Origin of the sequence: Arthrobacter globiformis (genome assembly GCF_003261175.1) — a bacterium.
Taxonomy (GTDB): domain Bacteria; phylum Actinomycetota; class Actinomycetes; order Actinomycetales; family Micrococcaceae; genus Arthrobacter; species Arthrobacter globiformis_A.
Genome location: NZ_QLNP01000067.1, coordinates 72,520 through 88,854 on the forward strand (window position 1 = coordinate 72,520; position 16,335 = coordinate 88,854).

17 protein-coding genes and 6 tRNA genes are annotated in these 16,335 nt (G+C 66.3%); 8 read left to right on the forward strand and 15 right to left on the reverse strand.

Annotation, left to right across the window (positions count from 1 at the left end; translation table 11 throughout):
• Positions 1-70: 70 nt before the first annotated feature.
• The 6 genes from DBZ45_RS08540 to DBZ45_RS08565 form a co-directional block, all read right to left on the reverse strand.
• Positions 71-775, reverse strand: a complete 705-nt coding sequence (locus DBZ45_RS08540; RefSeq protein ID WP_111903504.1) for a DUF3000 domain-containing protein — start codon at positions 773-775, stop codon at positions 71-73.
• Positions 776-843: 68 nt separating this feature from the next.
• The gene (locus tag DBZ45_RS08545) at positions 844-1,956 is read right to left on the reverse strand and encodes a threonine aldolase family protein (RefSeq protein ID WP_111903625.1); all 1,113 of its coding nucleotides are present in this window, start codon (positions 1,954-1,956) and stop codon (positions 844-846) included.
• Positions 1,957-1,977: 21 nt separating this feature from the next.
• On the reverse strand, positions 1,978-2,787 hold the full coding sequence (locus DBZ45_RS08550; RefSeq protein WP_111903626.1) for an SDR family oxidoreductase: 810 nt from the start codon (positions 2,785-2,787) through the stop codon (positions 1,978-1,980).
• 11 nt (positions 2,788-2,798) lie between these two features.
• Positions 2,799-4,220: a DUF6421 family protein gene (locus DBZ45_RS08555; protein ID WP_111903505.1), complete on the reverse strand. Its 1,422-nt coding sequence runs from the start codon at positions 4,218-4,220 to the stop codon at positions 2,799-2,801.
• 145 nt (positions 4,221-4,365) lie between these two features.
• Positions 4,366-4,824 carry a peptide-methionine (R)-S-oxide reductase MsrB gene (msrB, locus tag DBZ45_RS08560; RefSeq protein ID WP_111903506.1) on the reverse strand — a complete coding sequence of 153 codons (459 nt, stop codon included), beginning with the start codon at positions 4,822-4,824 and terminating at the stop codon, positions 4,366-4,368.
• 14 nt (positions 4,825-4,838) lie between these two features.
• Positions 4,839-5,330, reverse strand: a complete 492-nt coding sequence (locus DBZ45_RS08565) for a hypothetical protein (protein ID WP_102973073.1) — start codon at positions 5,328-5,330, stop codon at positions 4,839-4,841.
• Positions 5,331-5,446: 116 nt separating this feature from the next.
• Here DBZ45_RS08565 and DBZ45_RS08570 point away from each other — a divergent pair, with 116 nt between their 5' ends.
• Entirely contained in the window at positions 5,447-6,724 is a 1,278-nt protein-coding gene (locus DBZ45_RS08570; protein WP_111903507.1) for an alpha/beta hydrolase family protein, read from the forward strand.
• Here the strand turns inward: DBZ45_RS08570 and ybaK are convergent.
• Genes ybaK through DBZ45_RS08585 form a run of 3 tightly spaced genes read right to left on the reverse strand, consistent with a single transcriptional unit; the run spans position 6,721 to position 8,672 of the window.
• Entirely contained in the window at positions 6,721-7,224 is a 504-nt protein-coding gene (gene ybaK, locus DBZ45_RS08575) for a Cys-tRNA(Pro) deacylase (RefSeq protein WP_111903508.1), read from the reverse strand. The genes DBZ45_RS08570 and ybaK overlap by 4 nt on opposite strands.
• A gap of 14 nt (positions 7,225-7,238) precedes the next feature.
• Positions 7,239-7,697: a SufE family protein gene (locus tag DBZ45_RS08580; protein WP_190243062.1), complete on the reverse strand. Its 459-nt coding sequence runs from the start codon at positions 7,695-7,697 to the stop codon at positions 7,239-7,241.
• A 51-nt stretch (positions 7,698-7,748) separates the two neighbouring features.
• A complete protein-coding gene (locus DBZ45_RS08585; protein WP_111903510.1) occupies positions 7,749-8,672 on the reverse strand; it encodes a sulfurtransferase in 924 nt (307 codons plus the stop codon).
• Positions 8,673-8,892: 220 nt separating this feature from the next.
• On the opposite strand from DBZ45_RS08585, the gene zapE reads away from it, so the two are divergent.
• Positions 8,893-9,933, forward strand: a complete 1,041-nt coding sequence (zapE, locus tag DBZ45_RS08590; protein WP_111903511.1) for a cell division protein ZapE — start codon at positions 8,893-8,895, stop codon at positions 9,931-9,933.
• A 115-nt stretch (positions 9,934-10,048) separates the two neighbouring features.
• On the opposite strand, the gene DBZ45_RS08595 is transcribed toward zapE, so the two are convergent.
• The 6 genes from DBZ45_RS08595 to DBZ45_RS08620 all read right to left on the reverse strand — a co-directional run bounded on the left by DBZ45_RS08595 (position 10,049) and on the right by DBZ45_RS08620 (position 10,985).
• Positions 10,049-10,285: an antitoxin gene (locus DBZ45_RS08595; protein WP_111903627.1), complete on the reverse strand. Its 237-nt coding sequence runs from the start codon at positions 10,283-10,285 to the stop codon at positions 10,049-10,051.
• Between the two features lie 145 nt (positions 10,286-10,430).
• Positions 10,431-10,505 (reverse strand) — tRNA-Val (locus DBZ45_RS08600).
• Between the two features lie 49 nt (positions 10,506-10,554).
• Positions 10,555-10,627 (reverse strand) — tRNA-Gly (locus DBZ45_RS08605).
• 57 nt (positions 10,628-10,684) lie between these two features.
• A tRNA-Val gene (locus DBZ45_RS08610) sits at positions 10,685-10,759 on the reverse strand.
• Between the two features lie 37 nt (positions 10,760-10,796).
• A tRNA-Cys gene (locus DBZ45_RS08615) sits at positions 10,797-10,867 on the reverse strand.
• Positions 10,868-10,912: 45 nt separating this feature from the next.
• Positions 10,913-10,985, reverse strand: a tRNA-Gly gene (locus DBZ45_RS08620).
• A gap of 308 nt (positions 10,986-11,293) precedes the next feature.
• Between DBZ45_RS08620 and DBZ45_RS08625 the strand changes: the two genes are divergently transcribed.
• The 6 genes from DBZ45_RS08625 to rpe all read left to right on the forward strand — a co-directional run bounded on the left by DBZ45_RS08625 (position 11,294) and on the right by rpe (position 16,213).
• Positions 11,294-11,365, forward strand: a tRNA-Val gene (locus DBZ45_RS08625).
• Between the two features lie 128 nt (positions 11,366-11,493).
• The gene (locus tag DBZ45_RS08630) at positions 11,494-12,339 is read left to right on the forward strand and encodes a cytochrome (protein WP_111903512.1); all 846 of its coding nucleotides are present in this window, start codon (positions 11,494-11,496) and stop codon (positions 12,337-12,339) included.
• 57 nt (positions 12,340-12,396) lie between these two features.
• On the forward strand, positions 12,397-12,999 hold the full coding sequence (def, locus tag DBZ45_RS08635; RefSeq protein WP_111903513.1) for a peptide deformylase: 603 nt from the start codon (positions 12,397-12,399) through the stop codon (positions 12,997-12,999).
• A complete protein-coding gene (gene fmt / locus DBZ45_RS08640) occupies positions 12,996-13,916 on the forward strand; it encodes a methionyl-tRNA formyltransferase (RefSeq protein WP_111903514.1) in 921 nt (306 codons plus the stop codon). Before def ends, fmt begins: the two co-directional genes overlap by 4 nt.
• Complete coding sequence (locus tag DBZ45_RS08645; RefSeq protein WP_111903515.1) at positions 13,913-15,448, forward strand: RsmB/NOP family class I SAM-dependent RNA methyltransferase; 1,536 nt, start codon at positions 13,913-13,915, stop codon at positions 15,446-15,448. The genes fmt and DBZ45_RS08645 overlap by 4 nt, the downstream gene beginning before the upstream one ends.
• A 108-nt stretch (positions 15,449-15,556) precedes the next feature.
• On the forward strand, positions 15,557-16,213 hold the full coding sequence (rpe, locus tag DBZ45_RS08650) for a ribulose-phosphate 3-epimerase (RefSeq protein WP_111903516.1): 657 nt from the start codon (positions 15,557-15,559) through the stop codon (positions 16,211-16,213).
• The last annotated feature ends 122 nt before the right edge of the window (positions 16,214-16,335 follow it).

Below are 16,335 nucleotides of genomic sequence, written 5' to 3' on the forward strand. Positions count from 1 at the left end.
TGCGCTTTGGGCAGCATTTTTTGCTGGAGGCGTCCTGGGTGGGGCAGGGGCGGGTTGGTCGGGGGAGAGTCTAGTTGCGGCGCCTGCGCGGGAGCGCGGAGACGCCCTCGGGCAGTGGCGGGAGGCCGGCGAAGGTGCACACCATGTCCGACCACGCCTCGAGGTGCGCCTGGACGTCGGCGCCGGCGGGAGTCCATGAGGCGCGCAGTTCAATGTCGATCGAGGCGGGCCGGTCCGCCAGCGTTCCGAAGCTTTCGGACAGCACGCGCGTGGCGGTGCCGCCGGCCGCGCGGTAGGGGGCGTGGTGGGTTTCGAGGGCTTCCACGAGCCACGTCCACGCGACCGAGCCCAGCATTTCATCGTTGCCCATCTCGGCGTCGAGCTGGGCCCGAATGTAGGTGACGATCCGGAATTCGCCATCCCACACCGCGGAGCCGTCGGGGTCGTGCAGCAGGATGAAGCGCCCGGTGGCGAGCTCGTCGCCGTCGTCGTCCGCGTCATCGGCGGCGGAGGCTCCGGCGGCGGCTGACCGGGCCAGCGCCATGGCCGCCGGCCCGTGGACCGGTGAACGGTCGCGCTCGCCGCCAGCCATGTCGCCGCCAGCCCTGCCGCCGCTGGGAACGATGACCTCGGCGCCGAGGGCCACGGCGAATGGCGCCAGCCGGGCGGGCGCCGGGATCTCGTCGAGGCGCAGTTCGCTGCGGCAGCGTGCTTTGCGGAGCGTTCCCAGCGCATACAGAAAATTCGCGGGAACCTGGGCAAGTGCGTTCACAATCGCAGGCTACGCAATGGAAACCGCCAACTCCGGCAGGCTCGCCGCCTGCTCACCCAATCCTGCGCATGTTACTGCGCTGCCGCCTGGGAGGACCTGTGCCGGGCGAGTTCGGTCTTTATGGCCGCTACGAAGGCGTCGACGTCCTCCTCGCTGGTGTCGAAGGAACACATCCAGCGCACTTCCCGCGTGGCTTCATTCCAGTCGTAGAAGCGGAAGGACTCCCGGAGCCTGTCCGCCACGCCTGCGGGCAATACCGCAAAGACGCCGTTGGACTCCGTTTTCTGCGTGGGCTCCACGCCGTCAATGTCATCCACCGCGGCGCGCAGCCTCGCCGCCATGGCGTTCGCGTGGCCGGCCGAACGGAGCCACAGGTCACCTTCGAGCAGGGCGATGAACTGCGCGGACATGAACCGCATCTTGGAGGCCAGCTGCATGTTCATCTTCCGCAGGAAGAGCAGCCCCTGGGCGGCATCGGGATTCAGCGCCACCACCACCTCGCCGAACAGCAGCCCGTTCTTGGTTCCGCCGAACGACAGGATGTCCACACCGGCGTCGCGCGTGAAAGCCCGCAGCGGAACGCCCAGGTGCGCGGCCGCGTTGGCCAGCCGCGCCCCGTCCATGTGCAGCTTCATGCCTTTGGCGTGGACGTGCTCCGCGATTGCCCGGACTTCATCCACCGTGTAGCAGGTGCCCAGTTCAGTGGTCTGGGTGATGGAGACGGCCAGCGGCTGGGCGCGGTGCTCGTCGCCCCAGCCCCACGCTTCGCGGTCGATCAGCTCAGGCGTCAGCTTGCCGTCCGGGGTGTGCACCTGAAGCAGCTTCATGCCGCCCACACGCTCCGGGGCGCCGTTCTCATCCATGTTGATGTGTGCCGTGGACGCGCAGACCACCGCACCCCAGCGCGGAAGGAGGGATTGCAGAGACAGCACGTTGGCGCCCGTGCCGTTGAAGACCGGGAAGCATTCGATACCTGGCCCGAAGTGCTCCTCCATCAGCTCCTGCAGGCGGGCCGTGTAGGCGTCTTCGCCGTAGGAGACCTGGTGCCCTTCGTTGGCTGCGGCCAGCGCGGCCAGCACCTCCGGGTGCACCCCTGAGTAGTTGTCCGAGGCAAAGCCGCGCACCGACGGGTCGTGCAGCCTGGACATGGTGCCGCTGCCGGCAGTTTCAACAGTTGTTGTCATCTCTTTGGTCACGCTTTCAGTCTAGGTAGTTGGGGCGCTCTGTGTAGTTGCGGCGCTAGGGGTACTCGCAGCGCCCGCGGGCACCGGGGCCAGCAGCAGCCGCTGCCCGTTCAGTTCCGCGGCCGGCTGGTTAAAGAGTCCGACGGCGGCCGCCGCCAGCTGCTCGACGTCCGTGTAGCCGGGGAACTTCCGTTCGGGCTGGCTGCTGCGCATGCCGGCGTCCACCAGGCCCTTCACCACGAAAACGACGGCGGCACTGTGCTGGGTGCCGCGGGCCGGGTCTTCGTGCCCCTGGGCGTCCTGGCCTTGGCTGTCCTGGCGGAAGCCCTCGGCCACTGCCATGGTCCACGCTTCCGCGGCGGCCTTGGCCGCCACGTAGCTGGCCACGCCGGCGGCGGGACTGCCCACCGCCGTCGAGGACACCATGGCAAAACGCCCGCAGGGCGAGGCGGCGAGGTCGTCGTAGAAGACCCGGGTGACGTTCCGGAGCGTCGTGACGGCGCTGCGTTCCAGGAAATCCCAGTCCTCATCGGTCTGGCTGGTGATGCCCTGCGCGCCGCGCCATCCGCCCACCAGGTGGATGACGCCGTCGATCTTTCCGGTGATGCGCGCGAGCTCCTGCTGCAGTTCGCGCACGGCGGCGAGGTCGGCAAGGTCATACACTAACGGCGTGGCGCCCCCGGCGGCTTCTCCGGCCTCCTCGATGCGCGCCTTGTCCGATCCCACCGTGAAGACGGCGAACCCGGCCTGCAGCAGCGCACGGGCGGCCGCGATCCCCGAAGCTCCGCTGCCGCCTGTGACCAGCACGCGCAGGGGCCTGCTGTCTGTCATGCTGACCCCGCTCATGCTGCTGTCGCGGCCGGGCCGGTCGCCTGCTGAGCAGGGTGCGGCGTCTGCGCACGGTCCGAGGAACCGGTGATTCCTGCGGTCGATTCGATGACGGGGCGCATCTTCTTCTCCAGGGCCTCATAGAACATGGACAGCGGAAACTCGTCGTCCAGGACCTGGTCGGTTAGGCCCCGCGGCGGTCCGTCGAGGGGAAGGGCGCCTGGTCCCTTTGCCCACACTGATGCCGGGTTCGGCGTGACGGTGCCCGAGACCAGCTCATAGGCCGCCAGCCAGTGGGCGGTCTTGGGCCGGTCGATGGAGCGCCAGTAAAGCTCCTCGATCCGGGCACCCAGCTCCACAACGACGCCGGCAACGTGCTCCCAGTCGATGGTCAACCGGCTATCCGTCCAGTGGAGGACGCGGTGCTGGTGCAGCCACGCGAAGAGCAGCTGGCCGCCGAGCCCGTCATAGTTGCGCACCCGGCTCCCGGTGATGGCGAACCGGAAGATGCGGTCGAAAATGACGGCGTACTGCACGAGTTTGGCATGCCGGCGTGCTTCCGGGTCCGCTGCTTCGTCCTTTTCGATCTTCACGGATTCCCGGAAGGCGGTCAGGTCGCAGCGCAGCTCCTCGAGGGAGTACAGGAAGAACGGCATCCGCTGTTTGATCATGAAGGGATCGAACGGCAGGTCCCCGCGCATGTGCGTGCGGTCATGGATCAGGTCCCACATGACGAAGGTCTTTTCGGTGAGTTCCTGGTCCTCGAGGAGTTCCGCGGCTCCCGCCGGCAGCTCCAGCGAAGTGATGTCGGCCGCGGCCCGGAGGACGCGGCGGAAGCGTGCCGCTTCCCGGTCCGCGAAAATGGCACCCCAGGTGAACCGGGGCGTCGCGCGAACCCCCACCGTTTCGGGGAACAGGACGGCGGAGTTGGTGTCGTACCCGGGCGTGAAGTCAATAAACCGGATGGGCACGAACAGGCGGTTCGAGTAGTCGCCCTGTTCCAGCCCTGCAATGAAGTCGGGCCACACGACGTCGATGAGGACGGCCTCCACGAGCCGGCTGCTGCTCCCGTTCTGCGTGTACATGGGGAAGACCACCAGGTGCTGCAGACCGTTCTCGCGGTCCGCCTGCGGCTGGAACGCGAGCAGGGAGTCCAGGAAATCCGGAACGCCGAACCCTTCCTCGGCCCAGCGGCCAAAGTCGCGACACAGCAAGTCCAGGTAGAGGGCGTCGTGGGGGAACGCCGGTGCCAGCGCCTCGATGGCGCCGACAAGGGCGTCGACGTTGGCGTGCGCTGCAGCTTGGCTGGCCTGGTCAGGGATGGAGCCGTCCTGCATCTGCAGTTCCCGCAGGGCAATGGCCGCGGCCTTGAGGCGCTGCCATTCCGGGTGTTCCCCGGAGATTGGGGCTGGTGCTGTGTGTACGGTTACGGTCATCGCTGGCCTCGCTTTTCGGGGTATCTGAGCTTCTACGGCGAGCGTAGCAAGCGGACAGGGTTCCTAATCGTTGAAAGGCGTAAGCATAAGAAACTCTAGGGCTCAGGTCCGTCCGAACAACCGCTAGGCGCAGCGCCCGGCAGCCTCAGGCCTGGGTGTCGTCGGCGGCCGGAACCAGCTTCAGCGAGATGGAGTTGATGCAGTAACGCTGGTCCGTTGGGGTGCCGTAGCCCTCGCCCTCGAAGACGTGCCCGAGGTGCGAGTCGCAGTTGGCGCACCGAACCTCGATGCGTTCCATGCCCAGGGTCCGGTCGTGGATGTACCGCACCCGCTCTTCGGCCAGGGGCGCCCAGAAGGACGGCCAACCACAGTGCGAATCGAACTTCTCCTTGCTGGTGAAGAGCTCGGTCCCGCACGCGCGGCAGTTGTAGGCGCCGGCCGTGTGGGTGTCCCAGTATTCGCCGGTGTAAGGGCGTTCCGTGCCGGCCTGGCGCAGCACGTGGTATTCCTCCGGCGTCAGTTCGCGGCGCCAGTCGTCGTCAGACCGGCCGGCAGCAGGAGTAGCGGCGGTGTTGGTGAGGTCGGATTTCTCAGGAGTGCTCATAACGGGACCAACGCTCAGGAGTCCCCGATAAATCCCGAGCCCGCATATAGATGCAGCACCGGGAGGCCCAGCTTGTCCTGCGCCCGGTTGGCCCAGTCGGTATGGAAGGTGTCCGAGACGGCATGCGGCCTGGTGATGACCACGGCCTGGGCGGCGCCAAGCTCCTTGACCTTGGCCACGAGGCCGTTGACGGCGCCGCCGTCCACCACCTCGCCTGCAACGCCGCCGCCGATGCCTTCCAGGGCGCTGACCGAAGTGGCCAGCGTGGCGTCTGCCGCTGCCCGTTCCTCCGTGGGGTCCGGGGCATGGGCAGTCAGCTCGCGGAAAGCCTTCGCAATGTCCAGCATCGAAAGGTTCTCGAGAAAGTCCACCAGGAGATGCCTTTCGGTATTGGCCGGCACCAGCACAACCAGGGGCGCGTCACCTCCGTCCACCAGGCGTTCGATGTTCACGCGGTCGTCCGCACCCAGCGGCTCTTCAGTCAGAATGACGATTGGATCGCTCATGGCATCAGCCTAGTCCCGCCCGCCAGCGCCTGCATGTATTTGGCCCGCATCCATTTGTCAGCATCCATTTGGCCGCGAATATGCCTGACGGGACCGGATCGGTCAAGATGGGATGCATGGATTCCGCGCAGGCTGCTTTGACTATCCTAGCTACTACCCAGGGCCACGCGATGACCGTGAGGGCGAAGTGGACCCTCGGGGGAGTCATTGCCGGCGGCACCGTCGCTGCCCTGCTCGGTGCCGGATCGTCCGCCCTGGCGCTCTACTTCGCCCGCCGCGTCCTGACCCCCACCCGCGTGCGGGCGGCGGACCAGGAAGTCCTGGCGGTCGTCCGGGAGGGCAGGGACCTGCAGGTCATCCTCGCGGCCACGCCGGAGACAACACACGACGGAACGTACAGCCTCTTCTTCGACGCCGGTGCCGGGCATGCCCGCATCGGCAGGATCCTGTCCTATTCCCCGGCCGAGCGCACCGTGCTGCGCGAGGTGGAGGCGGTTTATAGCGGCAACCTGGAAACTGCGGGGCGCGCCTGGTGGGGAGGTGCCACGTACCAGCATCCCTCCAACGTCGGCCTGGCGTCCGAAGACGTCGACATTGAGGTTGAGGGCGGAACTGCCCCCGGCTGGCTGATCCCCGGTGACGCCGGCGCCGAAACGTGGGCCATCATGGTCCATGGGCGCGGGGCAACCCGGCAGGAGTGCCTCCGTGGAGCGCGGGTGGCCCACGAACTTGGACTGCCCAATCTCCTGGTTTCCTACCGGAACGACGGATTGGCGCCGGCAGCATTCGACGGCAGGTACGGACTGGGTTCCACGGAGTGGCAGGACATCGACGCCGCCATCGCCTTTGCCCTCGCCCGCGGCGCCAGGGACGTCGTGCTTTTCGGCTGGTCCATGGGAGGGGCCATCTGCCTGCAGACGGCGGACCTCTCCGAGCACCGGCATGTCATCCGGGCCATGGTTTTGGACGCGCCGGTCATCGACTGGGTCAACGTGCTGGCCCACCACGCGGAGCTGAACCGGATCCCGTCGGCCGTTGGCCGGTACGGCCAGCTGATGATGGGGCACAAGGTTGGCCGCAGGCTCACCGGGCTTGCTGCGCCCGTGGACCTGAAATCAATGGACTGGGTTTCGCGGGCCGTTGAACTCCGGACACCGACGCTCATCATCCACAGCGTGGACGACGAATACGTTCCCTACCAGCCTTCTGCCCTGCTGGCCGAAAAGAACCCGGAAATGGTCACGTTCGAGCCGTTCGAGGGGGCGCGCCATGCCAAGGAGTGGAACGCCGATCCGGTCCGCTGGGAAGCGCTGGTCCGGGCATGGCTGCAGCAGCAGCTAGCGCCGCGCCGCAATCCCGGCCAGCCGGAACCGGTTCAGCCTGACCCGGTTTAGCTTGCCGGAGAGCCTGTTCCGATCGCGGCGGTGACGGCGTTGGTCAGGCGCACAAGCTCGCGGGGATCCAGTTCGATGTCCAGGCCGCGCCGGCCGCCGGACACCAGGATCGTGTCCAAGGTGAGGGCGGTTTCGTCGATGACCGTGGGGGAGGGCTGCCGCTGTCCGAGGGGAGAAATTCCGCCGAGGACGTAGCCGCTGCGCCTTTCGGCCGCGGCAGGGTCCGCCATGGCGGCCTTCTTGCTGCCCAGCGCCGCAGCTATCGCTTTGAGGTCCAGGCTTCCGCTGACAGGCACGACGCCGACCGCCAGTTTGCCGTCCACCTCCACCATGAGCGTCTTAAAGACCCTTGCCGGATCCATCCCCAGGACCTCGGCTGCCTCCAGGCCGTAACTGGCCGCGGCCGGGTCGTGGCTGTACGGGTGCAGGCTAAAGGAAACGCCTGCCGCAGCCAGTACGGCTGTGGCAGGCGTTCCCTGCGATGTGTTCTTGCGCGCCATCCGGGGTCAAACTCCTAGGCGTAGAGCCGGGCTGCGGCGGCCACCTTGCGCTTGATGCGACCGAGCATCGCGGTCATGCCGCGCATGCGCAGCGGCGTGATGGCGCGGGTCAGGCCGAGCAGTTCCGGCATATCGTCCGGAACAGCCAGGATCTCCTCGGCGGTCAGGCCGTCGAGTCCTTCATGGAGCACACCGGCGAAACCACGGGTGGTGGGGGCCTCCGGCGGCGCCTTGAAGAACAACCGGAAGGCGGGGGACCCGCCGTCGTTCTTTTCCGTCTCAATGGTGAGGAAAAGCGGTGACTGGCATTCCACCACCTGCTCCAGGAGCTCGGGGTGGTCGTTCAGGCGCTCCGGAAGCTCCGGCAGGCCGCGGGAAAACTCCAGCAGGAGCTGCAGCCGCTCGGGCTCGCTCAGTGCCTGGAAGTCGTCGACAATCTCCGCCAGTGCGGTGGGAAGTGCTTGAGTACTCATCACTCCCAGCTTACGCAGGTTGTCCCCGTCCGCCGCTTTTTTACGGACGATTTACCTCGCGGCAACTGCCGGCACTGAACCGCGTTCTGCGCCCTTGGCAATCGGGACGCGTACGGCGTTGCCCCATTCCGTCCAGGAGCCGTCGTAGTTGCGGACGGTTTCGAAGCCGAGGAGGAACTTCAGCGCAAACCAGGTGTGGCTGGAGCGTTCCCCGATGCGGCAGTAGGCCACGACGTCGTCGCCCTCGGTGAGTCCCGCTTCGCCAAGGTACAGCGCCTCAAGCTCGACGCGGCTGCGGTAGGTGCCGTCCTCTGCTGCTGCCCGTGCCCACGGAATCGAGGCCGCGGTGGGAATGTGGCCGCCGCGCAGCGCGCCTTCCTCGGGGTAGGCGGGCATGTGGGTGCGCTGGCCCGTGTATTCCTCGGGGGAGCGTACGTCGATCAGCGGCTTGCCCAGGTGGGCCAGGACGTCTTCCATGAAGGCGCGGATGGGGGCGTCGTTGCGCTCCACCACGGGGTAGTCCGCCACGGCCGGCGAGGGAATGTCGGTGGTCAGCGCACGGCCTTCGGCGATCCACTTGTCGCGGCCGCCGTCGAGCAGCCGGACGTCCTCGTGGCCGAACAGGCTGAAGACCCAGAGGGCGTAGGCGGCCCACCAGTTGGACTTGTCGCCGTAGATGACAACGGTGGCGTCGCGGGAGATGCCCTTCGCGGCGGCGAGGGCAGCAAACGCCTTGCCTTCCACGTAGTCACGGGTCACTTCGTCGTTCAAGTCGGTGTGCCAGTCGATCTTGACCGCGCCGGGAATGTGGCCGGTTTCGTAGAGCAGGACGTCTTCATCGGACTCCACCACGACGAGCTTGCCGTCGTTAAGGGCGCCGGCGTCGATGGCCGCAGCCAGCCACTCGGTGGAAACAAGCCGCTCCGGGTGTGCGTAGGCGGCGAACTTCTCGTTCTGTTCAACGGGGTAGGACATGCGTATGGCCTTTCACTGAAACGGTCAGGTCAGACCGCCGGGGGACGGCGGGTCACTGCTCCAACACTAGCCACGGGCCGGCATGAATGCTCCTGTGTGTTAACAGGACGAAATGTGTGTGCTTGCTCACGGCATCGACGGTAGCAAGGCGTTGCCCGCGGGGCGGACGGCCAATGCCGGTATTCTTGCTGGGGACAAATCACCAGCAGAATGGACCACCTTGGTACAGATCGAAAAGCTCGCCACCCGGACGCCGGCGGTGTCGGTGGATGAGCTCCTCAAAGGTTTCTACCCATCGCCCAGGTTCGGGCAGGTGTCCTTTGCAAGTTACCGGCCCGATCCGAAGCAGCCGAGCCAGGCGGCAGCAGTGAACGCGCTGCAGGCATTTGCCGGCGGAATTGGCGCGGGAGACGGCGGGGGATTGTTCAAGAAGCTCTTTGGCAAGAAGGACGCCACCACCCGCGCCGGCATTTACCTCGACGGCGGATTCGGCGTCGGGAAGACCCACCTGCTGGCATCACTCTGGCACGCTGCCCCCGGGCCCAAGGCCTTCGGCACCTTCGTGGAATACACCAACCTGGTGGGTGCCCTGTCCTTCCGGAAGACCGTCGACGCGCTGAGCTCCTACAAGCTTGTGTGCATTGACGAGTTCGAACTGGACGATCCCGGCGACACTGTTCTGATGTCCCGCCTCATGCGGGAACTGGCCGACGCGGGCGTGAAGCTCGCAGCCACCTCCAACACGCTGCCCGGTTCGCTGGGCGACGGCCGCTTTGCCGCCGTGGATTTCCAGCGTGAGATCCAGGTCCTGGCGGACCAGTTCGACGTCATCAGGGTCGACGGCGAGGACTTCCGCCACCGCGGACTGCCGGCCGCGCCGGCACCGCTGCGAAACAGCGAACTTCACGCCCACATGAAGGCGGAGTTCGACGGCAAGACCGTCGCCGAGGATGACTTCGGCACCCTCATCTCACACCTCGCGGGTGTCCACCCGAGCCGCTACCGCAAGCTGCTTGACGGTGTGGACGGTGTCGTCTGGCGGGACGTGGAAACCATCACCGAACAGGCAGTGGCGCTGAGGTTTGTGGTGCTGGCTGACCGCCTTTACGACAAGGACGTTCCGATCCTGGCCAGCGGCGTGCCGTTCGACAAGCTGTTCACCGAGGAAATGATGAACGGCGGCTATATGAAGAAGTACTTCCGGGCGGTCTCGCGGCTCACAGCGCTGGCCCGGGAGGGCCAGAACCACGAGCCCTCGTAGGCGCGGCTTTGTAGAACGGGCAAGTCTCTTTCGGGAACGCGAAAGGTGCCGGCACCGCCTCTCGGCGGGACCGGCACCTTTTTGACGTTTAGGGGCGAAGCCCGGTTAGTCCTGGCTACGGAGCCTTCTCAGCCGGCGGCACGTTGTCCGCCGGTCCCTGGGTAGGCCTCTCATTGGCTTTATCAACGAGAGTGGAAGCGCCAGTCTGGACCTTATCTACCTGGCTGGTGTATTTGCCGCCCGTCTTGGAGTCGACAAAATCACCCGCTTTGGTGATGCCGTCCTTAATGGACTGCTCGTTGCCGCGGATCAGACCCTGAGCTTTGCCCTTTAGATCGTCAAGTAAACCCACGAGCACCTCCCTTCAATCGCGGAGCCAGTTCGCTCCTCCGCATTCGATCCTAGCGTCGAAGGCCGTGCCTGCCAAGGAGTTCTTGACAAAATTTGTCAAACAGTATCAGGGCAACAAAAAAGCAGCTCCGGAGAGCTGCTCTGTTTGGTGGGCGATACTGGGATCGAACCAGTGACCTCTTCCGTGTCAGGGAAGCGCGCTACCGCTGCGCCAATCGCCCGGAGCCGGTGACACCGGCAGTATTCCTGGGTTCGGATCCTAAGGATCAGAGCGGACGACGAGATTCGAACTCGCGACATCCACCTTGGCAAGGTGGTGCTCTACCAGCTGAGCTACGTCCGCAATTATGAAGTCCGGCCGAATGGCCGAGCGTTCAACTACAAGCAAGTTTCCTTGCTCTGGTGGGCGATACTGGGATCGAACCAGTGACCTCTTCCGTGTCAGGGAAGCGCGCTACCGCTGCGCCAATCGCCCATTGCATCCGGTATACCGGAAACCATGGTTCTCACCGAGGTGGGTACGGGATTCGAACCCGTGTATACGGCTTTGCAGGCCGCTGCCTCGCCTCTCGGCCAACCCACCGTGTAGGCCGATTCCGGGGAACCAGTGCCATGACAGTGTCCTGCGAGCGGACGACGAGATTCGAACTCGCGACATCCACCTTGGCAAGGTGGTGCTCTACCAGCTGAGCTACGTCCGCATTTCGGAGCCGTGATTCCTTGCCGTATTTGGCAGTTCGTCGCGTTCCAACGAGTAAGAACTCTATAGGAGGTTCCGGGAAACTCCAAATCGGGGACTGGCGGGGTGGCCGGAGAAGCCGTACTTCCTTGAATTTTAGGGGAATTCTTGAATTACAGGGGTGTAGTTTCCGGGGCCTGAGCTGGCTGTCCCCGTTACGTGTTCAGGCCCCGGGCGCTCCTTGGACACCTTGCTCCACTGACTCTTTCCGTGGGTCAGCACGCCGATTTCCGTTAACCCGTGATCGTCCGCTAGCATTCAAATGCATCGGGGCGATTGGCGCAGTGGTAGCGCGCTTCGTTCACACCGAAGAGGTCACTGGTTCGAACCCAGTATCGCCCACCGATGGAGAGTCCGTTCAGCCCAGGAGATAGAACTGGGAGGAGCGGGCTTTTCTGTTTCCGCCCTGTTTCCGCACCGAAGTTTTCGGTATTCGCATTACTGTCTGACCCCCGTGAAAGAGTCTCACCATGACCGCTCCACTCCTCGCCCACGCCACGGAATATGGCCGCATGTACGCCCGCTCCACCACGGAGCAGTTCACGGTTCCCTCCATAACCACCGTTATCGGGCAGCAGCCCCACGGACTGGACGGCTGGTTCGGCTACATGGGTGCCAGCAGCCTGGCCAAGGATCCCTCGCTGCCGGAGATCCTGGGGAGCCCCGCAAGGGTGCGGCAGGCGGTGAACCGTGCAGCCAAGGCGGCCGAAACCTACCGGGATGAGGCCGCGCAGCGCGGGGACCGGGTGCACAACTACTGCGAGCAGGTGGCGCTGCGCGCCCTCGGCCGGCCGCACCAGATGAAGGAAGCCCGTGACGCGCTGGCCTCCAACGGCGAGGAAGCCTTTGCCGCCCGCTTCGATGAGTGGTGGGAGTTGTTCCGGGTGGAGCCGATCGCCCCGGAGATCACCGTGTGGAACAAGACGGTGGGATATGCGGGAACGCTGGACCTCGTCGCCAGGATCAACGGACGCACCTGCCTCATCGACTACAAGACCAAGGGCACAACGCGTGACGGGCAGGTCAAGCCCTTGGACGACAAGGTGGTCATGCAGCTTGTTGCCGGCATGAAGGCGGAGGAAAGCCTGGTGGATCCCGTGGCGGGGGAGTGGGAACCGTGGCAGCACGGCGATACCCCGGTCCTGCTCGCCGTCGCCATTGGTGAGACCGAGGTCCGGCCCGTCCGCGCCAATCCCGAAGTCCTGAAGCACCACTGGTGGAAGTTCTGTGCCCTGCGGCGGGTGTGGGAAATGTCCGCCGACACCGTCAGCGCCGGACCCGCGCTGCTGCCGCTGGCACCGCCGGTGTTTTCCTGACAGCCACTAAACTGGACTGGATCCGTTTACCCGTTCACCGTGAGGACATGACTGCACATGGCAATTCTGAATATCCGTATCATCGGCGATCCCGTGCTTCGCACGGTTGCCGACCCTGTCACGGATTTCGGGCCGGAGCTGGCCAGGCTCGTTGCCGACATGACCGAAACGATGGAGGATGTGGAGGGCGCAGGCCTTGCCGCGCCCCAGATCGGGGTCAGCCTCCGGGTCTTCACCTACCGGATCGGCGGCGTTGAAGGCCATGTCGTCAACCCGGTGCTGGACAACAGCGAAGATTTCCAGGCGGACGAGGTGGAGGGGTGCCTCTCCATCCCCGGCCTGGGCTTCCCGGTCCGCCGCTACCGCAGCACCCGCGTGACCGGCGTCGACATCAACGGCAACCCCGTCTCGGTGGAGGCGGAGGGAATGCTTGCCCGCTGCTTCCAGCACGAAACCGACCACCTGGACGGCATCCTCTTCACTGACCGGCTCGAAGGCGAGGACCGCAAGGCCGCCCTGCGCTCCATCCGCAACGCCAACTACGACTCCATCACCGAAAAGACCACCGCCAAGCGCGCCAAGACCGTCCGCTCCAGTTTCGGCGGCGGCAGCTTCGGGGCGGCAGCGTCCGGAACCGGCAGCTTCGGCGCTGCCGGATGAAGGTCCTCTTTGCCGGAACACCGTCCGTAGCTGTCCCCTCGCTGGATGCGCTGGTGGCCGCCGGCTTCGAAATCGTCGCGGTGCTGACCCGGCCGGACGCGCCGGTGGGACGCAAGCGTGTGCTCACGCCGTCGCCCGTTGCTGCCCGGGCGGCCGAGCTCGGCATCGACGTCATCCACGCGTCCAGGGTGGACGCAGCCGTCACCGAACGGATCGCTGAAGCCCGTCCCGACGTAGCGGCAATCGTGGCCTACGGCGGCCTTGTGCCCCGGGCCGCCCTGGACATTCCGCAGCACGGCTGGATCAACCTGCACTTCTCACTGCTGCCGGCCTGGCGCGGCGCGGCTCCCGTGCAGCGGGCCGTCATGGCGGGTGATGACATCACCGGTGCCGTGACTTTCCAGCTCGAGGAGGGGCTCGACACGGGCCCTGTCATCGGCACGCTGACCGAAGCGGTCGGCCCGGAGGACACTTCCGGGGCGTTGCTTGAACGGCTGTCCCACAGTGGCGCCGTCCTGCTCGCCCAGACGCTGTCCGCCGTCGGGTCCGGCGCGGCCTCTCCCCGTCCCCAGCAGGGCGAAGTGACGCTCGCGCCCAAGCTTGCTCTCGACGACGGCCGCATCGAATGGTCGGAGCCGGCCCTGTCCGTGGGGCGCCGGGCGCGCGGTGTGACGCCCGAACCGGGAGCCTGGACCACCCTTGATGGCCAGCGGCTGAAGCTTGAGCCGGTGCGGCTCCGTCCCGACGTTACAGATGTTCCGCCGGGACAACTGGTTTTGGCCGGCAAGAGCGTGTTGGTGGGCACGGGTTCGCACGCCGTCGAACTCACCAAGGTGCAGCCTGCCGGCAAGAAAATGATGGCTGCAGCCGACTGGGCACGCGGCCAGGCCTCCCTCGAAAGTGTGGTATTCCAATGAGTGACTCCGGCAGAAGTTCTGACCAGCGCCGGGGCGGCGGAGGAGCCAGCCGGCGCAATGCGCAGGGCAGGGAGCGGAACCGCGGCCCGCAGCGCAGCTTCACCGAGAACGCCCCGTCGCAGCGCACCCGCAGGGCGGACCCCGCCAGGCTGGTGGCCTTTGAAGTGCTGCGTGCGGTTGCGGCCGAGGACGCCTATGCCAACCTCGTGCTGCCCGCACGCATCCGTCAGCACGGCCTCGACCGGCGCGACGCCGGATTCGCCACGGAACTGAGCTACGGCGCGCTGCGCAACCAGGGCACGTACGACGCCATCCTCGCCCGCTGCGTGGACAGGGCCCTGGACAAGCTGGATCCGGCTGTCCTGGATGCCTTGCGCATCGGGGTCCACCAGCTGGTGGCAATGCGCGTACCCGCCCACGCGGCCCTGGACCAGACCGTCGGCCTGGCCCGGGCAGTCATCGGCGCCGGGCCATCCGCCCTGATTAACGCCGTCCTCCGGAAGGTAGCGGCACGCAGCCTGGACGAGTGGCTGGAGGAACTGGTTGCGGGCGAGCAGGACGAGACCAAGGTTGCCTCCGTCCGGTACGCCCATCCCGAGTGGATTGTCCGCGCACTGCGGCAGTCGCTGGTGGCCCACGGCCGTCCGGTTGGCGAGATCAATGACCTCCTGGAAGCCGACAACGCGGCCCCCGTGGTCAATCTGGTGGCGCTTCCCGGGCTGGGAAGCCTGGACGAGGCCCTGGAGAACGGAGCCGTCCCCGGCGAACTGGTGGAGGGATCCGCCCTTTCCAGCGGCGGTGACCTCGGCCGGCTGGAGTCCGTCCGGTCCGGCACCACCCGCGTTCAGGACGTCGGCTCCCAGCTGGTGGCCCGGGCGTTGGCAGCGGCCAGCCTTGAGTCAGGAGCTGGCGGCCACGCCACAGAAAGCGCCGGGGAAGTGTGGCTCGATCTTTGCGCCGGGCCTGGCGGCAAGGCAGCCCTGCTTGGCGCGCTGGCGAACCAACGCGGAGCCACGCTGCTGGCCAACGAGCCCGCCCCGCACCGGGCCAAACTGGTCAGCCAGGCGCTGTCGGCGGTTCCGTCTGAGGTCTGGACCGTCAGGACCGGCGACGGCCGGGAGGTTGGTACCGAGCAGCCGGCCGCCTTTGACCGTGTGCTCGTGGACGTTCCCTGCAGCGGGCTTGGAGCCCTGCGCCGCCGGCCCGAATCCCGCTGGCGCCGCACGCCGAAGGACCTTGCCGATCTGGGACCGCTGCAGCGCGAGCTGCTGAACTCAGCCCTGGCGGCTGTGCGGCCCGGCGGCGTGGTGGCCTACGTGACCTGCTCGCCGCACCCGGCGGAAACCACCGCTGTGGTCAGCGACGCCCTGCGCAAACGCGATGACCTGGAACTTCTGGATGCCGGCAGCGTGCTGGACGCCGTCAGCCTGGGCGGCGGCCTCGGGGCGGGGCATGAGAAGACCGCCCAACTGTGGCCGCACGTCCACAGCACGGATGCGATGTTCCTCGCCCTCATCCGCCGCAAGCGCTGAGTTCCGCCGAAGCGCTGAGTTCTCCGCAATGGCTGGCTTCCCTGTAAGCGCCGAGTTCCCGATGACCGTTTCCACACCCCGGACTTCCGTCCCGCGAAAGGACCCCGCATGACGCAGTGCTGCATCAACCCGAGCATCCTCTCCGCCGACTTCGTGAACCTCGAAGCCGAGCTGCAGAAAATCAGCAACGCTGATTCCGTGCATGTGGATGTGATGGACAACCACTTTGTCCCCAACCTCACCCTGGGACTTCCCGTGGTCCAGCGGATCCAGGCCGTCAGCCCGGTTCCGCTGGACGCCCACCTCATGATTTCCGACGCCGACCGCTGGGCGCCCGCTTACGCGGACGCCGGCCTTGCTTCCGTGACGTTCCACGCAGAGGCATCAATCGCGCCGGTGAAACTGGCCAGGGAGTTGCGGGCCCGGGGCTCGAAGGCCGGAATGGCGCTGCGGCCGGCCACCGCGCTGGAGCCCTACCTGGACATGCTTTCGGAGCTGGACATGCTGCTGATCATGACAGTGGAGCCTGGCTTTGGCGGCCAGGCGTTCCTTGACCTCACGCTGCCCAAGATCCGCCGTGCGCGCGCCGCGATCGAGGGATCCGGCGTGAACGTTGCCATCCAGGTTGATGGCGGCATCACCGAGGAAACCATCGTCCGTGCAGCGGAAGCCGGGGCCAACGTCTTCGTCGCCGGCTCCGCAGTGTACGGTGCCGCGGACCCGTCCGGCGCCATCGACCGCTTGCGCAAGGCCGGCAGCCTTTAGCGTTCCGTTCCCGAGGACCCAGCCCAGTGAAAAGCCAGTCATGGGAGGCCCCGCAGGCCTCCATGACGGCCGCATGACGGTTTGTAGCGGGAATAGCCTGGGCACCCGCCGAGTTGTGTCAG

Coding starts and splice junctions, on each gene's coding strand:
- DBZ45_RS08545 (WP_111903625.1), bottom strand. CDS start 1,956: ATGACAACAACTGTTGAAACTGCCGGCAGCGGCACCATGTCCAGGCTG.
- DBZ45_RS08550 (WP_111903626.1), bottom strand. CDS start 2,787: ATGACAGACAGCAGGCCCCTGCGCGTGCTGGTCACAGGCGGCAGCGGA.
- DBZ45_RS08555 (WP_111903505.1), bottom strand. CDS start 4,220: ATGACCGTAACCGTACACACAGCACCAGCCCCAATCTCCGGGGAACAC.
- msrB (WP_111903506.1), bottom strand. CDS start 4,824: ATGAGCACTCCTGAGAAATCCGACCTCACCAACACCGCCGCTACTCCT.
- DBZ45_RS08565 (WP_102973073.1), bottom strand. CDS start 5,330: ATGAGCGATCCAATCGTCATTCTGACTGAAGAGCCGCTGGGTGCGGAC.
- DBZ45_RS08570 (WP_111903507.1), top strand. CDS start 5,447: ATGGATTCCGCGCAGGCTGCTTTGACTATCCTAGCTACTACCCAGGGC.
- ybaK (WP_111903508.1), bottom strand. CDS start 7,224: ATGGCGCGCAAGAACACATCGCAGGGAACGCCTGCCACAGCCGTACTG.
- DBZ45_RS08580 (WP_190243062.1), bottom strand. CDS start 7,697: ATGAGTACTCAAGCACTTCCCACCGCACTGGCGGAGATTGTCGACGAC.
- DBZ45_RS08585 (WP_111903510.1), bottom strand. CDS start 8,672: ATGTCCTACCCCGTTGAACAGAACGAGAAGTTCGCCGCCTACGCACAC.
- DBZ45_RS08630 (WP_111903512.1), top strand. CDS start 11,494: ATGACCGCTCCACTCCTCGCCCACGCCACGGAATATGGCCGCATGTAC.
- def (WP_111903513.1), top strand. CDS start 12,397: ATGGCAATTCTGAATATCCGTATCATCGGCGATCCCGTGCTTCGCACG.
- fmt (WP_111903514.1), top strand. CDS start 12,996: ATGAAGGTCCTCTTTGCCGGAACACCGTCCGTAGCTGTCCCCTCGCTG.
- DBZ45_RS08645 (WP_111903515.1), top strand. CDS start 13,913: ATGAGTGACTCCGGCAGAAGTTCTGACCAGCGCCGGGGCGGCGGAGGA.
- rpe (WP_111903516.1), top strand. CDS start 15,557: ATGACGCAGTGCTGCATCAACCCGAGCATCCTCTCCGCCGACTTCGTG.